We start from the raw sequence: 17,765 nt of genomic DNA, 5'->3' as shown, positions 1-17,765 counted from the left end.
CACTGCTGACACACGCGCCCACGAAGCCACGCGCGCGGTAGGTGCGCCGTCCTGCGGGCTTGCGCGAGGGCCGCGCACTACGGTGGGCTTGACCACACCACCCGCGCACGCGGGTCGGGAGCACAGGCCGCGACGCGGCCGGACGGAAAGGTAAGGACCCAACGTGGCAGTCAGCACGGGCGCGGGAGCCGGCAGCAAGTTCGGCTTCACCACCGGGCAGGTGATCCAGGAGTTCCTCTACGACGACGACGCCGACCCCGCCGTCCGTGAGGCCGTCGAGGAGGCCACCGGTACCGAGCTGGTCGACGAGGAGTACGGCGACGTCTGCGACGGCACCCTCATCTGGTGGCGCGAGGACGACGGTGGGCAGGAGGAGCTGACCGACCTGCTCGTCGACGCTCAGGCGAACCTCGACAACGGCGGCCTGATCTGGGTTCTCACGCCCAAGCCGGGTCGTCCGGGGCACGTGCGGCCGGCGGACATCGAGGAGGCCGCGCGCACCGCGGGGATGCTCGCCACCTCGGCGACGTCCGCGGGCGAGGGCTGGTCGGGCATCCGGATCGCCGCGCGCACCCGGGGCCGCTGAGTGGCGCAGCCGCTCGCCGGCGACGTCGCCCCCGACTTCGAGCTGCCGGACACCCACGGCACCCCGGTCCGCCTGAGCGCCCTGCGGGGCGGCCCGGTGGTCGTGGTGTTCTTCCCGTTCGTCTTCTCCCGCGTCTGCACCTCTGAGCTGGGTGAGCTGCGGGACAACCTCCCGGAGCTGACCGCCGGGGGCGCGCGGGTGCTCGCGATCTCGACGGACGCGATGTTCGCCCAGCGCGCCTGGGCGGAGTCCGAGGAGTTCGGCTTCGACCTGCTCTCCGACTTCTGGCCGCACGGCTCGACGGCGCGCGCGTACGGCGTCCTCGACGAGGGCAGCGGGCACGCGCTGCGCGGCAGCTTCCTCGTCGACGCCGAGGGGGTCGTGCGCTGGTCGGTCGTGAACCCTCGCGGCCAGGCCCGTCAGCTCGGCGACTACCTCGCGGCCCTCGCCGGCGTCGGTAGCTGAGGGGACGGCGCAGCCCTCGGCCGGCGAGGGCCCGCGCAGCCCTCGGCAGCCGAGGACCCGCACCGGTGCGGTGCACGGGCGACCGCCCGCTCTGCTCTAGGCTGTGGCGGGCGCCTCGGCGCCAGGGGCCTGTAGCTCAGTTGGTCAGAGCGCCGCGCTTACACCGCGGAGGTCGTCGGTTCGAGACCGGCCGGGCCCACCAGCACGTCCCCACGACCGGACCTGCTGCCGTCCCCCCAAAGGCGCGCGCGCCGTGGCCGGGCCTACCTCACGACCGCGATGCGGCGGGTGAGGAGGTCGCGGGCGGCCGCTAGGCTCCTCAGGCATGCCGGACCTCACCCTCGCCGACGTCGTCGACCTCCTCGAGCGGCACTACCCGCCGGGAACGGCCGAGGACTGGGACGCCGTCGGGCTCGTGGTGGGCGACCCGGCCGCGCCCGTGCGGACGGTCGTGCTCGCCGTCGACCCGACCGAGGAAGTCGCCGCGGAGGCGCTGGCCCTGGGCGCCGACCTGCTCGTCACGCACCACCCGCTGTATCTGCGCGGAACCTCGTCCGTAGCGGCGACGACGCCCAAGGGCCGGGTGGTCCACGCCCTCGCGACCGGGGGCTGCGCCCTGTACACCGCGCACACCAACGCCGACGCGGCGGCCGACGGCGTCGCCCAGGCGCTGGCCGACCTGCTCGGCCTGCAGGGGACGACCCCGATCGACCCGCTGCCCGGCGACCGGCTCGATACGCTCGTGACCTTCGTCCCGCGGCAGGCGACGACGGCGGTGCTGGACGCCCTCGCCGACGCCGGCGCCGGCCGGCTCGGGGACTACGAGCGCGCCGCGTTCACCTCGCCCGGGACGGGCACCTTCCGGCCCCTGCCCGGGGCGACCCCGACGGTCGGCGCCGTCGGGGACGTGGAGGAGGTGGCCGAGGACCGGCTCGAGATCGTGCTGCCCCGGCACCGGCGCGAGGCCGTCCTCACCGCGCTGCGCCGTGCCCACCCGTACGAGGAGCCCGCCTTCACGCTGGTCGCGCAGGCCACCGCCGGCGCCAGCACGGGCACCGGCCGGATCGGCCGGCTGGCGACGCCGACGACGCTGCGGGCCTTCGCCGAACGGGTCGCGCAGGTCCTTCCCCCGACGGCGCAGGGCATCCGCGTGGGCGGGGACCTCGACGCCCAGGTGTCCACGGTCGCCGTGTGCGGCGGCGCCGGGGACTCCCTGCTCGGCCGGGTCCGGGCCCTGGGCGCCGACGTGTACCTGACGGCGGACCTGCGCCACCACCCCGCGTCGGAGCACCTCGCCGGCGGCCGCCCGTACCTCGTGGACGCGACGCACTGGGCGAGCGAGTGGCCGTGGCTGCCGCGCGCCGCCGAGGTGCTCCGGCGCGGCGCCGCCGCCGGCGGCACTAGGTTGGACGTGTACGTCTCCACGCTCGTCACCGACCCGTGGGACCTGCACCTGGCACAACAGCACAGCAGCGAGCCCGGCTCGTCGACCGAAGGAGCACGCCCGTGACCACCGCCCCACCGCAGGAACAGCGACGGCTGCTCGACCTCCAGGCGCTCGACACGCGCCTGGCCAAGCTCGCCCACCAGCGCCGCACCCTGCCGGTCCTCTCCACCCTCGCCCAGCTCGAGGGCCGCGGTGAGGATCTCCACCGGGCACAGGTCGAGGCGAAGACTCTCGCCGCGGACACCCGCCGCGAGCTGACCAAGGCCGAGGCCGACGTCGAGCAGGTCCGCGCCCGCGCCGCCCGCCACCAGGCCACCCTCGATTCCGGCAAGGGACTCTCCCGCGAGCTCGTGGCCCTGCAGACCGAGCTCGCGCAGCTGGCCGACCGCCAGAGCGTCCTCGAGGAGATCGAGCTGGAGGTCATGGAACGCATGGAGGCGGCCGAGGCCCGGGTGAGCGAGCTCGACCTGCAGGAGCGGGCGATCGCCGCCGACGTCGAGAGGGCGACCGCCGAGCGCGACGCCGCATGGGCCGAGATCGACGCGGAGGTCTCGAGGACCCGCGCCGAGCGCGACCAGACGGCGGCCCAGATCGATCCCGAGCTGCTCGACCTCTACGAGTACGCCCGGTCCCGCACCGGGGGGCTCGGCGTCGTGGCGCTGCGGGGTCATCGCACCGAGGGCGCCCAGGTGGACTTCTCCCTCAGCGAGCTCGCTGCCATCGACGCCGCCGGCCCGGACGAGGTCATCGTCTCCGAGGAGCACGGCTACGTCCTCGTCCGCCTGGACGAGAACGGCGCCTCCGGCCGCGCGTGACGACCGCGAGGCTGGTCGGCACGGTGGACATCCGGCCGCTCCTGCCGGGCGACGGGGCCGCGCTCGCCCGCGCTTACGCCAGCAACCGCGAGCACCTGGCGCCCTGGGAGCCGCTCCGGCCGGAGAGCTGGTTCACCGAGCGGGGCCAGGAGGAGAACGTCGCCCGGCTCGTCGACGAGCGCGCCGCCGGCAGGGCGCTGCCCTGGGTGCTGCTCGACGGCGACCGGGTGGTCGGGGGCATGACCGTCAGCGGCATCGTGCGCGGGCCGTTCCTCAGCGGGAACCTGGGCTACTGGGTCGACGGCACCGTCACGCGCCGGGGCATCGCCACGGCCGCCGTGGCCCACGTGCTGGACGCGTGCGCCCGGGAGGGGCTGCACCGCGTGCAGGCGGGCACCCTGGTGCACAACGCCGCGTCCCAGACGGTGCTGCTCCGCAACGGGTTCGCCCGGATCGGCCTCGCGCCCCGTTACCTCCTTATCGCCGGACGGTGGCAGGACCACGTCCTGTACCAGCGCCTCCTCGGCGACGACTGAGGGCCTACGGCCGCTCGACCAGGGTGAGGGTGCGCCTGCCGCCGGAGGCAGGGGCCAGCTCGACGGCCTGCACCGTGCCGTCCGCCCGGAGCTCCTCGGCAGCACCTGCCAGCTCCTCCGCGGTGCGCGGGGGTCGCCCCGTCCGGGTCAGCAGGTGATGGGTCAGGAGCCCGCGCGCGTGCTTGGCGTTGTGGGACACCACCTGGCGGCGCCCGTTCTGCTCGCGCACCACCTGGACGAGCACGTGCTCAGCCGCGCGGGGTGGTCGCCATGCGGCGGCGTACGCGGCCGAGCGGCAGTCCACCACGACGTCACCCGACGCCTGCTCGTCCAGTACCCCGCCGAGCCGGTCGCGCCAGAACGCGCCGAGGCGGCCGGTGCCCGGCAGGTCGGCGCCCATGGACAACCGGTAGGCGGGCACCCGGTCGCCGGGAGCGAGCACGCCCCACAGGCCCGAGAAGATGCGCACGCTCTGCCCGGCCCGCCGGCGAGCGGTTCCCGTGAGCTCGGGCAGCCGGGCGGCCGCGTACAGCACCCCGCTGTAGACGCGCGCCGCGGGGGCGGCGTGGGCGGTGCGCAGCGCCGTGTTGCGGCGTACCTCGGCGGCGACCCCTGCGCCGACCCCGAGCAGCTCAGGTGCGTCGGGCCGGGCGGAGACGGCGGCCAGCTCGTCGAGCAGCCGCTCCCGCGCGTCGGTCAGCGTCGGGCCGGACAGGGTGGACAGGTCGACCGGCGCGCCGCGGCTCGGCGCGGACTTGCCCTCGGAGGGCGGGAGGAGCAGAAGCACCCGCGGATGCTAGCCCGGCGTGCACCCGCGCGGCGGCGCCGCCCGTCCGCCGGGACGCGGTGCCCCCCGCGTCCCCCGGCCCGCATCCCACGGCCCCGCGGGCGACGGCCGCGCGGGCGACGGCCTCGCGGGCGGCCGTCCCGCAGCGCACGTCCGGCGGCGCCGGCAGGTCGCCGTCGGCCGGTATGCTGGAGGCGCGGATGAGTCGGCCAGGCGGTCGCGTCGCACCGGTCTCGGCCGGTGTGCCGAGGAACGTCCGGGCTCCGTAGGGCAGGGTGGTGGGTAACACCCACCCGGGGTGACCCGCGGGACAGTGCCACAGAAAGCAGACCGCCTCCCTGGTCCGCCAGGGAGGTAAGGGTGAAACGGTGGTGTAAGAGACCACCAGCACGGCGGGTGACCGTCGTGGCTCGGTAAACCCCACCCGGAGCAAGACCAGACAGCAGGCGTTCGAGGGCGGCCCGCCCGAGCCTGCGGGTAGGTCGCTGGAGGCGTGCGGCAACGCACGTCGTAGATGGATGGCCGCCACCGCGGTGCCGGCGACGGCGCCGCGGGACAGAACCCGGCGTACCGGCCGACTCATCCGCCCCTCCGGGCCAGCCGGGCCGCCCTCAGGAAGACCTGCGGGTCGCGCGCGAGCGGCGCCCGGGCCTGCTGCCAGCGGGCGGTGTCCTTCGGTGCCTCAGCGGGCGACGGCGGTCGGTGCTCAGCGGACGACGGCGATCCACAGCGACTCGTCCTCGGCCAGCTCCGCGGCGGTGTAGCTGTAGACGTGCTCGCGGCTCGGGAAGTCCGGGTGACGCAGCGTCAGGGTGTACGTCTCGGCCTCGGGCAGGCTCTCGAAGGTGATCGTCCAGGAGCAGCCACGCTCGGAGGACGCCGCGGGATCGGTCACCGTCGCGGTCGCGATAATCTGGCCGGCGCCGTCCGCCAGCTCCACCTCGGTGCCGTCGAAGAAGGTCTCGAGATAGGTCTCCGGGTCGCACTCCGCGCCCTTGCGGGTCGAGGCGTCGGACAGGACGACCTCGAGGGACTGCGGTGCTTCCGCGGCACGGGGCATGGCCGTGGTGGCCAGGACGGTGAGGCCCGCTGCGGCGATGACCGTGACCGCGCCCCAGCGCAGGTGTCGATTGAACATCGGCCCTCCCTCCGTGCCTCAGAACGCTTCCGAGGATACCGGAGCGAGGGCGTCTGACCGCTGTGCGTTCGGCCACGGCGCGGCGTGCGTCAGTACTCGTTCGGCATGAGGATCCACAGGATGAAGTAGACGAGGAACTGGCTGCCCGGCAGCACCATGAGCAGCAGGACGAAGAGCAGCCGGGCCACCCACGGGCTGAGCCCGAAGCGTCGCCCGAGCCCGGCGCAGACGCCGGCGATCACTCGGGTGCCGCGGGGTCGGACGAGGCCGGTGCGGCCCACGGACTGGCGGATGTCGGTCATGACGGGTCCTTTCGATGTCGTCACGACAACGATCCCGCAGGGCGGCTGGCGGCACATCGGGGGCGGACCCTGATCCTGACCCTGGTGCGGCCCGGGTCCGGGTCGGGGGCGGGCGCCGGGGGCGGCGCGGCCGGGACGGGGCGTCGGGGTCCCCGACGGGATCAGTGCGGGCGGACCGCCGCCGCCTGACGGTCGTGCTCGGCCCGCACCCAGGGGTCGGCCAGCCGAGCGTCCTGCTCCGGACCGACGCCCCGCCCCGCGGCGAGGGCCTCGAGGTAGCGCCGGTCCGCGGTGAGCCTGGCGAGCGCGCCCGTCCTGCCCGTCGGGTGCCCGTGCCCGGGAACGAGCGCCCGGACCTCCGGCCCGGCCAGCACCGCGGCCAGACGGTCCAGGCCGGCGGCGTAGTCCGCGAGCGGGTCCGCGGCCTCGAGGTCCAGGAGGGGCACCTCCAGGTCGGAGAGCATGTCGCCGGCAACGAGAACCCCGCGAGCCACCAGGGCGGCGTGCCCCGGCGCGTGCGCCTCGTGGCGGACCACCCGTGCGGGCGGGCCCTCCCACGGCAGGTGCGTGTCGCCGTCGGGAAGCGCGGTGAGCTCGCCCGGCCAGGCCGGCCCGGGTGCGTCGTCCCCGGCCTCGGCCCGCAGCTCCGCGGCCTGGCGGCGTGCGGAGTCGGCGGCGCGGCGCGTCGCCCAGCGGGGCGCCTCACCGAGCGAGGGGTGCCAGAGCAGGTGGTCCCAGTGCGGGTGGGTGGAGAACGCGGCGACGGCGTGCAGGCCGCGGCCGGCGAGGGCGGCGGCCAGCCCGGCAAGCTCGACCGGGGTGAGCGCGGGATCGACCAGCAGGCAGCCGCCGGGCCCGCCGCCCACGACGACGGTGGAGGTGGTGGTGTACCGCTCCGCCGTTGCCACGAGGACGCCGGCGGCGACCTCGTCGAGCCGGCGGGCCGGGGGCACCGGGCTCAGCGGTACCCGTGCGCGGCGAGGTGGGCGGCACCCACGATGCCGGCGGTGTTGCGCAGGGCTGCGGGCACGAGCGGGGCGGTGGTGCGCAGCAGCGGGAGGAACTTCTGGTGCTTCTTGCTCACCCCGCCGCCGACGACGATGAGGTCGGGGGAGAACAGCATCTCCACCGTCTCGTAGAAGCGCTGAAGGCGCCCGGCCCACTCCTCCCAGCTCAGGCCCTCGTTCTCCTTCACCGAGGACGCGGCGCGGTCCTCGGCGTCCTGCCCGTCGATCTCCAGGTGGCCGAGCTCGGTGTTGGGTACCAGCGTGCCGTCGACGATCAGGGCCGAGCCGATGCCGGTGCCGAGCGTGGTCACGAGGACGACGCCGGGCACGCCCTTCGCAGCGCCGAACATCACCTCGGCGACGCCGGCGGCGTCGGCGTCGTTGACGCCCACGACCGGGCGCCCGACGGCCTCGCTCATCAGCGCGGGGACGTCCACGCCCTTCCACGACTTGTGGAGGTTGGCGATGAAGGGCACCACGCCGTGCTTGATCGGCGCAGGGAACGTCAGCCCGATCGGCGTGGTGGCCGGGACGTCGAACGCGGACACCAGCTCGGCCACCGTGGCGGCCACGGCGAGCGGCTTGGAGGGGTTCGGCGTCGGGATGCGGACCCGCTCGGCGGCGAGCTCGCCCGTGACGAGGTCGACCGGTGCTCCCTTGATGCCGGAGCCGCCGATGTCGATGCCGAAGCCGAGGGCGGGCGCTGCGGGCTGGGTCATGGTGCTCCTTGGTTCTCGGTGCTCGGCCCGGGTCGGCGGAGCGTCTGATGGGTGGGTGCGGCCGGTCAGGGGACGGTGAGCACCTCGGCGCCGTCCTCGGTCACCACGATGGTGTGCTCCCACTGCGCGGTGCGGGCGCGGTCCTTGGTCAGGACCGTCCACCCGTCGTCCCACTGCTCCCACTCGATGTCGCCGAGGGTGAGCATCGGCTCGATGGTGAAGACCATGCCGGGCACCATGACGTCGTCGTAGCGGGGCGCCGAGTCGTAGTGCGGGATCACCAGGCCGGAGTGGAACGCCTCGCCGACGCCGTGCCCGGTGAAGTCGCGGACCACCCCGTAGTCGAAGCGCCGCGCGTAGGACTCGATCACCCGGCCGATGACGTTGACCGCCCGCCCCGGGCGGACGGCCTTGATGCCCCGCTCCATGGCGGTCCTCGTCCGCTCGACGAGCAGGTGCGACTCCTCGTCCACCTCGCCGACCTCGAACATCGCGTTGAGGTCGCCGTGCACGCCGTCGAGGTAGGCCGTGATGTCCACGTTGAGGATGTCGCCCTCCTCCAGGACCGTGGAGTCCGGGATGCCGTGGCAGATGACCTCGTTGACCGAGGTGCACAGGGACTTGGGGAAGCCCATGTACTCCAGCGTGGACGGGTACGCGCCGTGGTCGGTCAGGAACTCGTGGCCGATGCGGTCGAGCTCGTCCGTGGTCACGCCGGGGGCGACGTGCCGGCCGACCTCCTCCATCGCGCGGGCGGCGAGCCGGGACGCGCGGCGGATGCGCTCGACGGTCTCGGGGGTCTTCACGTCGGAGGCGGTGATGCGCTCGGGACCGGTGCGGCCGACGTACTCCGGGCGGGGGATCGACGCCGGGACGGTGCGGAGCGGGGAGACGGTTCCCCTGGTCAGGGTGCCCCGTGGGGCGCGGTCGGCGAGCATGGTGGCAGTGTACGGACCACCCGTCTTCACCCCTGGAGGAGAGATGACCACCGAGCCGCGCGAGTTCTACTACAACCTGTCGACCGGCGAGGTCGAGGAGGGCAAGGTGCACGGCGCGACGAACCGCATGGGCCCCTACGCGAGCGCGGAGGAGGCGGCCCAGGCGCTCGCACGCGCCGAGGTCCGCAACGAGAAGTGGGCCGAGGAGGACGAGGCCTGGGAGGACGAGCAGTGAGCCGGGGGCAGGCGGAGAGGCCGGCCCCCGCGCCTCAGGACTCGTACGCGTGGTCCGCCGACGGGAAGGTCCGCTCCCGCACGGCCTGCGCGTAGGCGCCGGCGGCGGCAGAGAGCTCCCGGCCCACCTCGCCGAAGCGCCGGGCGAAGCGCGGTGACCAGTCGGTCATGCCCGCCATGTCGGTCCACACCAGCACCTGACCATCCACCTCGGAGCCCGCTCCGATGCCGATGGTCGGCACGGGGAGGACCTCGGTGACGCGGGCGGCCAGCGGGGCGGGGACCATCTCCAGCACGACGGCGACCGCGCCGGCGTCGGCCAGCGCGAGCGCGTCCCCGACGAGCCGGTCGGCCGCCTCGTTCCCGCGGCCCTGCACGCGCTTGCCGCCGAGGATGTTCTCCGCCTGCGGGGTGAAGCCCAGGTGCCCGATTACCGGGATGCCCGACCGAGTGAGCAGGCGGACGTGCTCGGCGAGGTGCTCCCCGCCCTCGAACTTCACGGCGTGGGCGCCGGCCTCCTTGAGCATCCGCACCGCCGTGGCCAGGCACTGGGCCGGCGAGGCCTCGTAGGAGCCGAACGGCAGGTCCGCCACCACCAGCGCCCGCCGTGCCGTGCGCGCGACCGCCCGGACCGCGGGAATCATGTCGTCGACCGTCACCGGGATCGTGCTCGGGTGGGCGTGCATGTTGTCGCCGATGGAGTCGCCCACCAGCAGCATGTCGATGCCTGCCTCGTCGAAGATCCGGGCGGTGACGGCGTCGTACGCCGTGAGCATCGTCAGCCGCTCGCCGCGTTCCTTGGCCTGGCGCAGGTGGTGCACCCGCACCCGGCGGGGGGCGTGCCCCGCGGCGGGCGCGGTGCCCGGCGCGGCGTTCTGGGCGGACGCGCCGGCGGTGGGCGACGGCTCGGGTGGGACGCTGGTAGTCATCTGTTCTCCTGGTCGGCGGCGCGGGGGCGCGGGGCGGTCGGTGGCCGTCCGCCGTCGCCGGTCCGCGGTGACATGCGCTCACCCTATTGCCGACGGCGGTCGGCGTGGGCGACGCTCCGTCCCCTCGCCGCGCGACCGGCTCCCGGCGCGGCGGACCGCTGGCCGGCGCACCGGTCGCAGCCCGCGGTCGCGGGTGATCGGGCGGCCGGGACGACGGGGCCGGGCACCGGCGCGGTGCACCGGCCTGGGTGCGCCATGATGGGACAGTGCGGTGGCCTCGCCGCACGCCGCCGACCGCCGGCGGCGCGGACGCCGACGCATTCAGGGAGCCGAGAGATGGACAAGCAGCAGGAGTACGTCCTCCGGGCGATCGAGGAGCGGGACGTCCGCTTCATCCGCCTGTGGTTCACCGACGTCCTCGGCACGCTCAAGTCCGTCGCCATCGCACCGGCGGAGCTCGAGGGCGCCTTCGCGGAGGGCATCGGCTTCGACGGCTCGTCCATCGAGGGCCTCTCGCGCGTGTACGAGTCCGACATGCTGGCCAAGCCGGACCCGTCCACCTTCCAGGTGCTGCCCTGGCGCGGCGACGAGAACGGCGTGGCGCGGATGTTCTGCGACGTGCTGACCCCGACGGGCGAGCCCGCGCGCTCCGACCCGCGCGGCGTGCTGAAGCGGGCGATGAACAAGGCGGCCGAGGCCGGCTTCACCTTCTACATCCACCCCGAGATCGAGTTCTACCTCTTCCAGAACGTCACCTCGCCGCAGGACCCGTTGATCCCGATCGACACCGGGGGCTACTTCGACCACGTGGCGCGGGGCACGGCGCACGACTTCCGTCGGGACGCGATCACGACGCTGGAGTCCATGGGCATCTCGGTGGAGTTCTCCCACCACGAGGCGGGCCCGGGCCAGAACGAGATCGACCTGCGCTACGCCGACGCCCTGAGCATGGCGGACAACATCCAGACCTTCCGCACGGTCATCAAGGAGGTGGCGCTGCGCCAGGACGTGCTGGCCACCTTCATGCCCAAGCCGCTCGTGAACGCGCCCGGCTCCGGCATGCACGTGCACATGTCGCTGTTCGAGGGCGACCACAACGCGTTCCACGACCCGGCGGGGGAGTTCCAGCTCTCCGCAACCGCCCGCTCGTTCATCGCCGGGCTGCTCCGCCACGCCTCCGAGATCACGGCCGTGTGCAACCAGCACGTCAACTCCTACAAGCGGCTGTGGGGCGGGGACGAGGCGCCCGCGCACGTCTCCTGGGGGCACAACAACCGCTCCGCCCTGGTCCGCGTGCCGATGTACAAGCCGGAGAAGGGCGGCTCGGCACGCGTGGAGTACCGGGCGCTGGACTCGGCCGCGAACCCGTACCTTGCGTTCGCGGTGCTCCTCAACGCCGGGCTGAAGGGCGTCGAGGAGGGCTACGAGCTGCCCGAGGGGGCGGCCGAGGACGTCGCGGCGATGAGCCAGGCCGAGCGCAAGGCCCTGGGCATCCGCTCCCTGCCGGCGTCCCTGCGCGAGGCGGTCGAGATCATGGAGTCCTCCGAGCTGGTCGCCGAGACCCTGGGCGAGGACGCCTTCGAGTTCTTCCTCCGCAACAAGCGCACCGAGTGGCAGGAGTACCGCAACCAGGTCACCCCCTACGAGCTGCAGCGGTTCATCCCGGCCCTGTGAGGGCAGCGCCATGACACGGCCGGTCTCGCGGACCACGACGCTGCGCCGGCTCGGGTTCGCCGAGCCGGCCACGGCCGCCGAGCGCCTGGACGTCGAGGTGCTCGCGCCCTACCTCGCCGCCGCCGACGCCCAGGGAGTGCCGCTGCCCGAGGCGCTCGGGCGGGTCGCCGACCCCGACCATGCCCTGCTCACGCTCCTGCGGCTGGCCGAGTCCGCCGCCGGCACCGAGCACGAGCAGCAGCTCGCCGCGATCCTGGCCGACGACGCACCCGGCCGCCGTCGTCTCCTCGCCGTCCTCGGCGCCTCGGCCGCGCTGGGCGACGCCCTGGTGGCCCGGCCCGGCGCGGTGGCCCTGCTCGCCGAGCGACCTGGCGAGCGCCCGGTCCTGGACCTGGCACCCGAGGACGAGCGGGAGCGCGCGCTGCGCGCGGTCGGCGCCGACCCGGACGCGGCCGTCCCCGTGGCCACGGTGACCGGCGAGCAGGGCGTTGCGACGCTGCGTCGCACCTACCGCCGTCGGCTCCTCGAGATCGCCGCCGCGGACCTGACCAGCCCCGACCCGCTCGACGCCTTCCCCAAGGTTTCCGCGTCGATCGCCGACATCGTGGCCGGCGCGCTCGACGCCGCCCTCGCGGTCGTGCGCGCCGACCTGCCCGGGGGAGCGACCGGCGTGCGCCTGGCCGTGCTCGGGATGGGCAAGACCGGGGGCCGGGAGCTCAACTACATCTCCGACGTCGACGTCATCTACGTGGTCGAGCCGGCCGACGGCCTGCCCGAGCCGGAGGCGGTCCGGCTCGGCGCCAGGCTGGCCACGGCGCTGGCCCGGGCGGTCTCGGCCGTCGGGCCCGAGCCGGCCCTGTGGCCGCTCGACGCGAACCTGCGGCCCGAGGGGAAGGACGGGCCGCTCGTCCGCACCCTCGCCTCGCACCTGGCCTACTACGAGCGGTGGGCCAAGACGTGGGAGTTCCAGGCGCTGCTCAAGGCCCGGCCGATCGCGGGGGACCTGGCGCTCGGCAGGGACTACTGCGACGCGCTGGCCCCGATGGTGTGGACGGCCGTCGAGCGGGAGAACTTCGTCGAGGACTCCCAGGCGATGCGGCGGCGGGTGGAGGAGAACATGCCCGCCGCCGAGGCCGACCGCCAGCTCAAGCTCGGCCGCGGCGGACTGCGCGACGTGGAGTTCACCGTCCAGCTCCTCCAGCTCGTCCACGGCCGCACGGACGAGGCGATCCGGTCGGGCACCACGCTCGAGGGGCTCGCCCAGCTGGCCGGCCGCGGCTACGTCGCCCGCGACGACGCCGCGCTGCTGGACCGGCACTACCGGTTCCTGCGGGTCCTCGAGCACCGCATGCAGCTGCACAAGCTCAGGCGCACGCACGTGGTGCCGACGGCGGAGGAGGAGCTGCGCCGCCTCGGCCGCGGCATGGGCGTGGACGGCGTGGACGGCGCCGCCACGCTCGAGCAGCGTCTGCGGCAGGTGCGCCGGGAGGTCCGCCACCTGCACGAGGAGATCTTCTACCGCCCGCTGCTGCCCGCCACCGCGCGGCTGAGCGCCGACGACGTCTCCCTCGCCCCGGCGGCGGCGCGCGCCCGGCTGTCCGCGATCGGCTACCACGACCCCGACGGCGCCATCCGCCACATCGCGGCGCTGACCGAGGGCATCTCCCGCTCGGCGGCGATCCAGCGCCATCTCCTGCCGGTGATGCTGGGCTGGTTCGCCCAGGGGCCCCAGCCCGACTACGGGCTGCTGGCCTTCCGCAAGCTCTCGGAGACCATGGGGACCACGCACTGGTACCTCAAGCTGCTGCGCGACTCCGGCGGCGCCGCGCGTCGGCTGGCTCGGCTGCTCTCGACCAGCCGCTACGTCGCGGACGCGCTCGCCCGGCTGCCCGAGGCCGTCGCGTGGCTCGACGACGACGAGGAGCTGGCGCCGCGCACGATCGAGGCCCTCGCGGCCGAGCTCGCCGCCCTGCAGGACCGGCGCACCGACCCGGTCGGGCGGGTCATGGCCGCGCGGTACCTGCGCCGCCGCGGGCTCCTGCGTGCGGCGATCGGGGACGTGCTCGGCCTGGGTGACCACACGCGGTCCGTCCGGATGATCACCAACGCCGCCGACATCGCGGTCCGGGGGGCGTTGCGGGTGGCGGTGGACCAGGCCCTGGCGGACGCCGGCCTCGACGAGGCGCCCTCGCGCTACCTCGTGGTCGCGATGGGCCGGCTCGGTGGCCGGGAGATGGGGTACGCCTCCGACGCGGACGTGCTGTTCGTCCACGAGCCGCTGCCGGGCGCGGACCCGGAGCTCGCGTCCCGCACGGCCGTCGCGGTCGCCACGGGCGTGCGGCAGCTGCTGGGGCAGACCGGCGCCGAACCGCCGCTCGACGTCGACGCGGACCTGCGGCCCGAGGGGCGCAACGGCCCGCTGACCCGCACCCTGGCCGCCTACGCGGAGTACTACGAGCGCTGGGTGGAGCCCTGGGAGCGCCAGGCGCTGCTGCGGGCCCGCCCGGTGGCCGGCGACCCCGACCTCGGCCGGCGCTTCGAGGCCCTCGTGGACCCGCTGCGCTACCCCCGGGGCGGGCTCGCCGAGGCGGAGGTCCGGGAGCTGCGCCGCATCAAGGCCCGCGTCGAGTCCGAACGGATGCCCCGCGGGGTGCCGCCCAACCGGCACCTCAAGCTGGGACGCGGCGGGCTCAGCGACGTCGAGTGGACCGTGCAGCTGCTCCAGCTCCGGCACGCCGGCGAGGTGCCCGAGCTGCGCACCACCAGCACGCTCGACGCCCTCGGCGCCCTGCACGAGGCAGGGATCGTCCCGGCCGAGGCGGCGGGGCGGCTCCACGACGCGTGGCTGCTCGCCTCCCGGCTGCGAGACGCGATCGTGCTCGGCACCGGGCGCGCCACCGGGCAGCGGGCGGACGTGCTGCCGCACGAGCCGCCCGAGCTCGAGGTGGTCGCGCGGCTCCTCGGGTTCGAGCCCGGGCGGCGTCTCGACCTGGAGGAGCACTGGCTGCGCACGTCGCGCCGGGCTCGCGCCGTCGTCGAGGAGCTCTTCTACGACTGAGGTGCGGGCGACCGGGCTCGCGGAGCGACACGCCCCGGTGTCAGACTGCCGATGTGGTCGCTCCTGGCGACCACATCGGCAACCTCGGCCGACGGGTCGGCGGGTAACCCCGGCCGACGGGTCGGCGGGCAACCTCGGCCGACGGGTCGGCGGGCAACCCCGGCCGACGGGTCGGCTCGGCCGGGCCTCAGGCGCTGCCGATCTCCCTCCCGTCGGCCCGCCACGCCACGACGACCGACGGCCGGGGCACGCCGCCGTCCGGCCAGTGCGAGAGCGGGTTCTCGAAGGTCGACCCCTCCTCCTCGCCCGGGTGCTGGACGTGGACGAGCACGCGGTGGTCCTCCACCCACGGCCCGCAGGTCTCCGCGCCGACCGGCACGGTGAGGAACTGCTTGACCTGCCCGCGGTACGGGCCCTCCAGCGCGACGCCGAAGAGGCCGTCGTTGGAGCCGAGCTGGTTGCCGTCGGTCGCGATCCACAGGTTGCCGTGGCTGTCGAAGGTGACGTTGTCCGGGCAGGAGATCGGGGAGACCTGGCTCTTGTCGTACCCGTCGAAGTACGTGGCCGGGTCCGCCGGGTCGCCGCACACGAGGAGGATCCGCCACGCGAAGGTGGTGGAGGCGGCGTCGTCGTCGCTCTCGCGGAGCTCGATGACGTGGCCGTGCTTGTTCTCCACCCGCGGGTTGGCCTCGTCCGGTCCGGCGTAGCCGGGCAGGCCGCGGTTGGTGTTGTTGGTCAGGGCCATGTACACCCGGCCGGTCTGCGGGTGCGGCTCCACGTCCTCCGGGCGGTCCATCTTGGTGGCGCCGACGGCGTCGCCCGCCTGGCGTGCGAAGGTCAGCACCTCGACGCCGCTCATGCCCTCGACGTGCGACTCCGCCTCGCCGTCGGCGGAGGTAGCGAGCGGGATCCACTCGCCGGAGCCGTCGAACTCCCCGTCGGCGGGCAGCGTGCCGGTCCCGGTGATCTCCCCCGGCGAGTCGCCGGTGAAGCGGGCGACGTACAGGGTGCCGTTGTCGAGCAGCGTGGCGTTGTGGTCGTCGTCACCCTTCCGGTAGCGGTCCCGGGAGACGAACTTGTAGACGTACTCGAACCGCTCGTCGTCGCCCATGTACGCCGCCGCGCGGCCGTCCGCGGTGAGCCGGATCGTGGCCCCCTCGTGCTTGAAGCGTCCCAGCGCCGTGCGCTTGCGGGGCGTGGAGTCCGGGTCGAACGGGTTGATCTCGCAGATCCAGCCGAAGCGGTTGGGCTCGTTGGGCTGCGCGGCGACGTCGAAGCGGTCGTCGTAGCGTTCCCACTTGCGGTCGCTGGGCCCTTCGTTGACCCCGTACCGGCGCAGCCGCTCCGCAGCCACCGCCTCCGTGACGGTCTCCGCGTTGGCGAAGTACTGGTGGAAGTTCTCCTCGCCGGTCAGCCACGTGTCCCAGGGCGTCAGGCCGCCGGCGCAGTTGTTGAGGGTGCCCAGGACGGTGCGGCCCTCCGGGTCGTCCTTGGTGGTCACCAGGTCCTCCCCGGCGACCGGGCCGGACAGCTCGAACTCCGAGCGCATGGTGAAGCGGCGGTTCAGGCGGTGGCCGACCACGGCGTCGAGGCCGCCGGAGCGCCTCCCGCGGCGCTCCGCGGTCAGCGCGACCACGCTCAGGCTGTGCGCCGCCCAGGCCACCTCGACCTGCTCGCGGGTCGGGTTCTCGGGGTCGTAGCCCGGGAACATGAGCTCCTCGTTGGTGTACTCGTGGTTCGCCACGAGCAGGAAGTTCCCGCGACCGCGCCGCGGGAGCAGGCCGAGATAGTCGCAGTTGTAGCCGAACTGACGCTCCTGGGCCTCGGCTGTCTGGTGGAGGGGGTCGAACTCGGGTGCGTCGTCGAACAGGGGGTCGCCCCAGCGCAGGACCACCTCGTGCAGGTACCCCGGCGGCACGACCACCGCGTCCGTGGTGTTGGGTGCCACGGGGCTGAACTTCAGGCCCGGTGCGCCGTCGCCCACGGGGTGGGCCGCCGCGGGCGTCCCGGTGCCCGCGCCGACCGCGCCGACGAGGCCGAGGACGGCGCCGGCCTGCAGGACGGTCCGCCGGGACACGACCTGGGACATGACGTCGCCGAAGTACTCGTTCGACGAGGTGTTGGGGGCGTCGTGGAAGCAGGCGTTCCCGCAGCGGTACCGGCACGTCATCGCCGACCTGCCGCCCGGGTGGGCGGGCAGGAGCGGCAGGAGCCGGCGCTGCGGCGTGGTCAGGCTCATCAGGTCTCCCTCGCGTCGTTGCGGGAAGGCACGCCCGGGCGGCGCGCGCCTCGTCAGGCCATGGTGCCGTCGGCGGGCGCGTCTGCCCAGACCGAGACCGGGGTGAAGCCGCTCAGAGGACCCTCGAGAGGAACTCCCGGGTGCGCTCCTGCCGGGGGGCGTCCAGGACGGCGCTCGGGTCGCCCTGCTCGACGATCACGCCGCCGTCCATGAAGACCAGGTGGTCACCGACCTCGCGGGCGAACCCGATCTCGTGGGTCACGACCATCATGGTCATGCCGTCGGCGGCGAGGCCCTGCATGACGCCCAGCACCTCACCGACCAGCTCGGGGTCCAGGGCCGACGTCGGTTCGTCGAAGAGCATCAGCTCGGGGTCCATGGCCAGCGCGCGGGCGATCGCCACCCGCTGCTGCTGGCCGCCGGAGAGCTGGGCCGGGTAGTGCCCGGTCCGGTCGGCGAGGCCCACCCGGTCCAGGAGCTCCTCCGCGCGCCGGCGTGCGGCGCCCCTGCTCAGCCCCTTGACCTGCACCGGCGCCTCCATGACGTTCTCGAGCGCCGTCATGTGCGGGAAGAGGTTGAACCGCTGGAACACCATGCCGATGCGCGAGCGCTGGGCGGCGATCGCCTGGGGATGCAACCGGTGCAGCTCGCTGGAACCGTTCCTGACCTTCTCGGCGTAGCCCATGAGCTCGCCGTCGACCTCGATGCGCCCGGCGTCGATCTGCTCCAGCTCGTTGACGCACCTCAGCAGAGTCGACTTGCCGGAGCCAGAGGGTCCCACGACGACGCACACCGAGCCGCGCGGCACCGTCAGGTCCACGCCGCGCAGCACGTGGAGGTCGCCGAAGAACTTGTGCACGCCGGCGATGCGGACCATCGGTGCCGCGGCGG

17 protein-coding genes, 1 tRNA gene and 1 other RNA gene are annotated in these 17,765 nt (G+C 74.4%); 10 read left to right on the top strand and 9 right to left on the bottom strand.

Going from position 1 to position 17,765, the window contains the following annotated elements; translation table 11 throughout:
• Nucleotides 1-163 precede the first annotated feature (163 nt).
• From ABD774_RS02725 to ABD774_RS02700, 6 genes are all read left to right on the top strand, one after another.
• On the top strand, nt 164-586 hold the full coding sequence (locus tag ABD774_RS02725) for a DUF3052 domain-containing protein (protein ID WP_345037358.1): 423 nt from the start codon (nt 164-166) through the stop codon (nt 584-586).
• Nucleotides 587-1,051, top strand: coding sequence for a redoxin domain-containing protein (locus ABD774_RS02720; RefSeq protein WP_345037356.1), 465 nt, complete (start codon nt 587-589; stop codon nt 1,049-1,051). It abuts the gene before it with no gap.
• Nucleotides 1,052-1,176: 125 nt separating this feature from the next.
• Nucleotides 1,177-1,253, top strand: a tRNA-Val gene (locus ABD774_RS02715).
• A gap of 123 nt (nt 1,254-1,376) precedes the next feature.
• Nucleotides 1,377-2,561 (top strand): Nif3-like dinuclear metal center hexameric protein, encoded by a 1,185-nt coding sequence (locus ABD774_RS02710; protein WP_345037354.1) that lies wholly within the window; start codon nt 1,377-1,379, stop codon nt 2,559-2,561.
• Nucleotides 2,558-3,313, top strand: a complete 756-nt coding sequence (locus ABD774_RS02705) for a zinc ribbon domain-containing protein (protein ID WP_345037352.1) — start codon at nt 2,558-2,560, stop codon at nt 3,311-3,313. The genes ABD774_RS02710 and ABD774_RS02705 overlap by 4 nt, the downstream gene beginning before the upstream one ends.
• Nucleotides 3,310-3,849 (top strand): GNAT family N-acetyltransferase, encoded by a 540-nt coding sequence (locus ABD774_RS02700; RefSeq protein ID WP_345037350.1) that lies wholly within the window; start codon nt 3,310-3,312, stop codon nt 3,847-3,849. The genes ABD774_RS02705 and ABD774_RS02700 overlap by 4 nt, the downstream gene beginning before the upstream one ends.
• Nucleotides 3,850-3,853: 4 nt before the next feature.
• Here ABD774_RS02700 and ABD774_RS02695 read toward each other — a convergent pair whose 3' ends face one another.
• Nucleotides 3,854-4,636, bottom strand: a complete 783-nt coding sequence (locus tag ABD774_RS02695) for a YaaA family protein (protein ID WP_345037349.1) — start codon at nt 4,634-4,636, stop codon at nt 3,854-3,856.
• Between the two features lie 201 nt (nt 4,637-4,837).
• On the opposite strand from ABD774_RS02695, the gene rnpB reads away from it, so the two are divergent.
• An RNA gene (gene rnpB, locus ABD774_RS02690) (RNase P RNA component class A) lies at nt 4,838-5,222 on the top strand.
• A gap of 120 nt (nt 5,223-5,342) precedes the next feature.
• On the opposite strand, the gene ABD774_RS02685 is transcribed toward rnpB, so the two are convergent.
• The 5 genes from ABD774_RS02685 to map form a co-directional block, all read right to left on the bottom strand.
• Nucleotides 5,343-5,774 carry a hypothetical protein gene (locus ABD774_RS02685; protein WP_345037347.1) on the bottom strand — a complete coding sequence of 144 codons (432 nt, stop codon included), beginning with the start codon at nt 5,772-5,774 and terminating at the stop codon, nt 5,343-5,345.
• Between the two features lie 89 nt (nt 5,775-5,863).
• Entirely contained in the window at nt 5,864-6,076 is a 213-nt protein-coding gene (locus ABD774_RS02680; RefSeq protein WP_345037345.1) for a PspC domain-containing protein, read from the bottom strand.
• Nucleotides 6,077-6,237: 161 nt separating this feature from the next.
• Nucleotides 6,238-7,029, bottom strand: a complete 792-nt coding sequence (locus ABD774_RS02675; protein ID WP_345037342.1) for an MBL fold metallo-hydrolase — start codon at nt 7,027-7,029, stop codon at nt 6,238-6,240.
• 5 nt (nt 7,030-7,034) lie between these two features.
• A complete protein-coding gene (ppgK, locus tag ABD774_RS02670) occupies nt 7,035-7,802 on the bottom strand; it encodes a polyphosphate--glucose phosphotransferase (protein WP_345037339.1) in 768 nt (255 codons plus the stop codon).
• A 65-nt stretch (nt 7,803-7,867) separates the two neighbouring features.
• The gene (map, locus tag ABD774_RS02665) at nt 7,868-8,740 is read right to left on the bottom strand and encodes a type I methionyl aminopeptidase (RefSeq protein WP_345037337.1); all 873 of its coding nucleotides are present in this window, start codon (nt 8,738-8,740) and stop codon (nt 7,868-7,870) included.
• Nucleotides 8,741-8,783: 43 nt separating this feature from the next.
• Here map and ABD774_RS02660 point away from each other — a divergent pair, with 43 nt between their 5' ends.
• Complete coding sequence (locus ABD774_RS02660; RefSeq protein ID WP_345037335.1) at nt 8,784-8,975, top strand: SPOR domain-containing protein; 192 nt, start codon at nt 8,784-8,786, stop codon at nt 8,973-8,975.
• A 34-nt stretch (nt 8,976-9,009) separates the two neighbouring features.
• On the opposite strand, the gene panB is transcribed toward ABD774_RS02660, so the two are convergent.
• Nucleotides 9,010-9,903: a 3-methyl-2-oxobutanoate hydroxymethyltransferase gene (gene panB, locus ABD774_RS02655; RefSeq protein WP_345037333.1), complete on the bottom strand. Its 894-nt coding sequence runs from the start codon at nt 9,901-9,903 to the stop codon at nt 9,010-9,012.
• Between the two features lie 336 nt (nt 9,904-10,239).
• On the opposite strand from panB, the gene glnA reads away from it, so the two are divergent.
• Nucleotides 10,240-11,577, top strand: a complete 1,338-nt coding sequence (gene glnA / locus ABD774_RS02650; protein WP_345037331.1) for a type I glutamate--ammonia ligase — start codon at nt 10,240-10,242, stop codon at nt 11,575-11,577.
• Between the two features lie 10 nt (nt 11,578-11,587).
• Nucleotides 11,588-14,635: a bifunctional [glutamine synthetase] adenylyltransferase/[glutamine synthetase]-adenylyl-L-tyrosine phosphorylase gene (locus ABD774_RS02645; protein WP_345037329.1), complete on the top strand. Its 3,048-nt coding sequence runs from the start codon at nt 11,588-11,590 to the stop codon at nt 14,633-14,635.
• Nucleotides 14,636-14,822: 187 nt separating this feature from the next.
• Here the strand turns inward: ABD774_RS02645 and ABD774_RS02640 are convergent, their stop codons facing one another.
• Complete coding sequence (locus tag ABD774_RS02640; protein ID WP_345037327.1) at nt 14,823-16,874, bottom strand: PhoX family protein; 2,052 nt, start codon at nt 16,872-16,874, stop codon at nt 14,823-14,825.
• 112 nt (nt 16,875-16,986) lie between these two features.
• Nucleotides 16,987-17,751, bottom strand: coding sequence for an amino acid ABC transporter ATP-binding protein (locus ABD774_RS02635; protein ID WP_345037654.1), 765 nt, complete (start codon nt 17,749-17,751; stop codon nt 16,987-16,989).
• Nucleotides 17,752-17,765 lie beyond the last annotated feature (14 nt).

The sequence above is a fragment of the Georgenia daeguensis genome (genome assembly GCF_039537705.1).
Lineage (GTDB): Bacteria > Actinomycetota > Actinomycetes > Actinomycetales > Actinomycetaceae > Georgenia > Georgenia daeguensis.
This window is presented reverse-complemented; position numbering and strand designations above follow the sequence as displayed.

Coding starts and splice junctions, on each gene's coding strand:
- ABD774_RS02710 (WP_345037354.1), top strand. CDS start 1,377: ATGCCGGACCTCACCCTCGCCGACGTCGTCGACCTCCTCGAGCGGCAC.
- ABD774_RS02685 (WP_345037347.1), bottom strand. CDS start 5,774: ATGTTCAATCGACACCTGCGCTGGGGCGCGGTCACGGTCATCGCCGCA.
- ABD774_RS02680 (WP_345037345.1), bottom strand. CDS start 6,076: ATGACCGACATCCGCCAGTCCGTGGGCCGCACCGGCCTCGTCCGACCC.
- ppgK (WP_345037339.1), bottom strand. CDS start 7,802: ATGACCCAGCCCGCAGCGCCCGCCCTCGGCTTCGGCATCGACATCGGC.
- map (WP_345037337.1), bottom strand. CDS start 8,740: ATGCTCGCCGACCGCGCCCCACGGGGCACCCTGACCAGGGGAACCGTC.
- ABD774_RS02660 (WP_345037335.1), top strand. CDS start 8,784: ATGACCACCGAGCCGCGCGAGTTCTACTACAACCTGTCGACCGGCGAG.
- panB (WP_345037333.1), bottom strand. CDS start 9,903: ATGACTACCAGCGTCCCACCCGAGCCGTCGCCCACCGCCGGCGCGTCC.
- glnA (WP_345037331.1), top strand. CDS start 10,240: ATGGACAAGCAGCAGGAGTACGTCCTCCGGGCGATCGAGGAGCGGGAC.
- ABD774_RS02645 (WP_345037329.1), top strand. CDS start 11,588: ATGACACGGCCGGTCTCGCGGACCACGACGCTGCGCCGGCTCGGGTTC.
- ABD774_RS02640 (WP_345037327.1), bottom strand. CDS start 16,874: ATGAGCCTGACCACGCCGCAGCGCCGGCTCCTGCCGCTCCTGCCCGCC.
- ABD774_RS02635 (WP_345037654.1), bottom strand. CDS start 17,751: ATGGTCCGCATCGCCGGCGTGCACAAGTTCTTCGGCGACCTCCACGTG.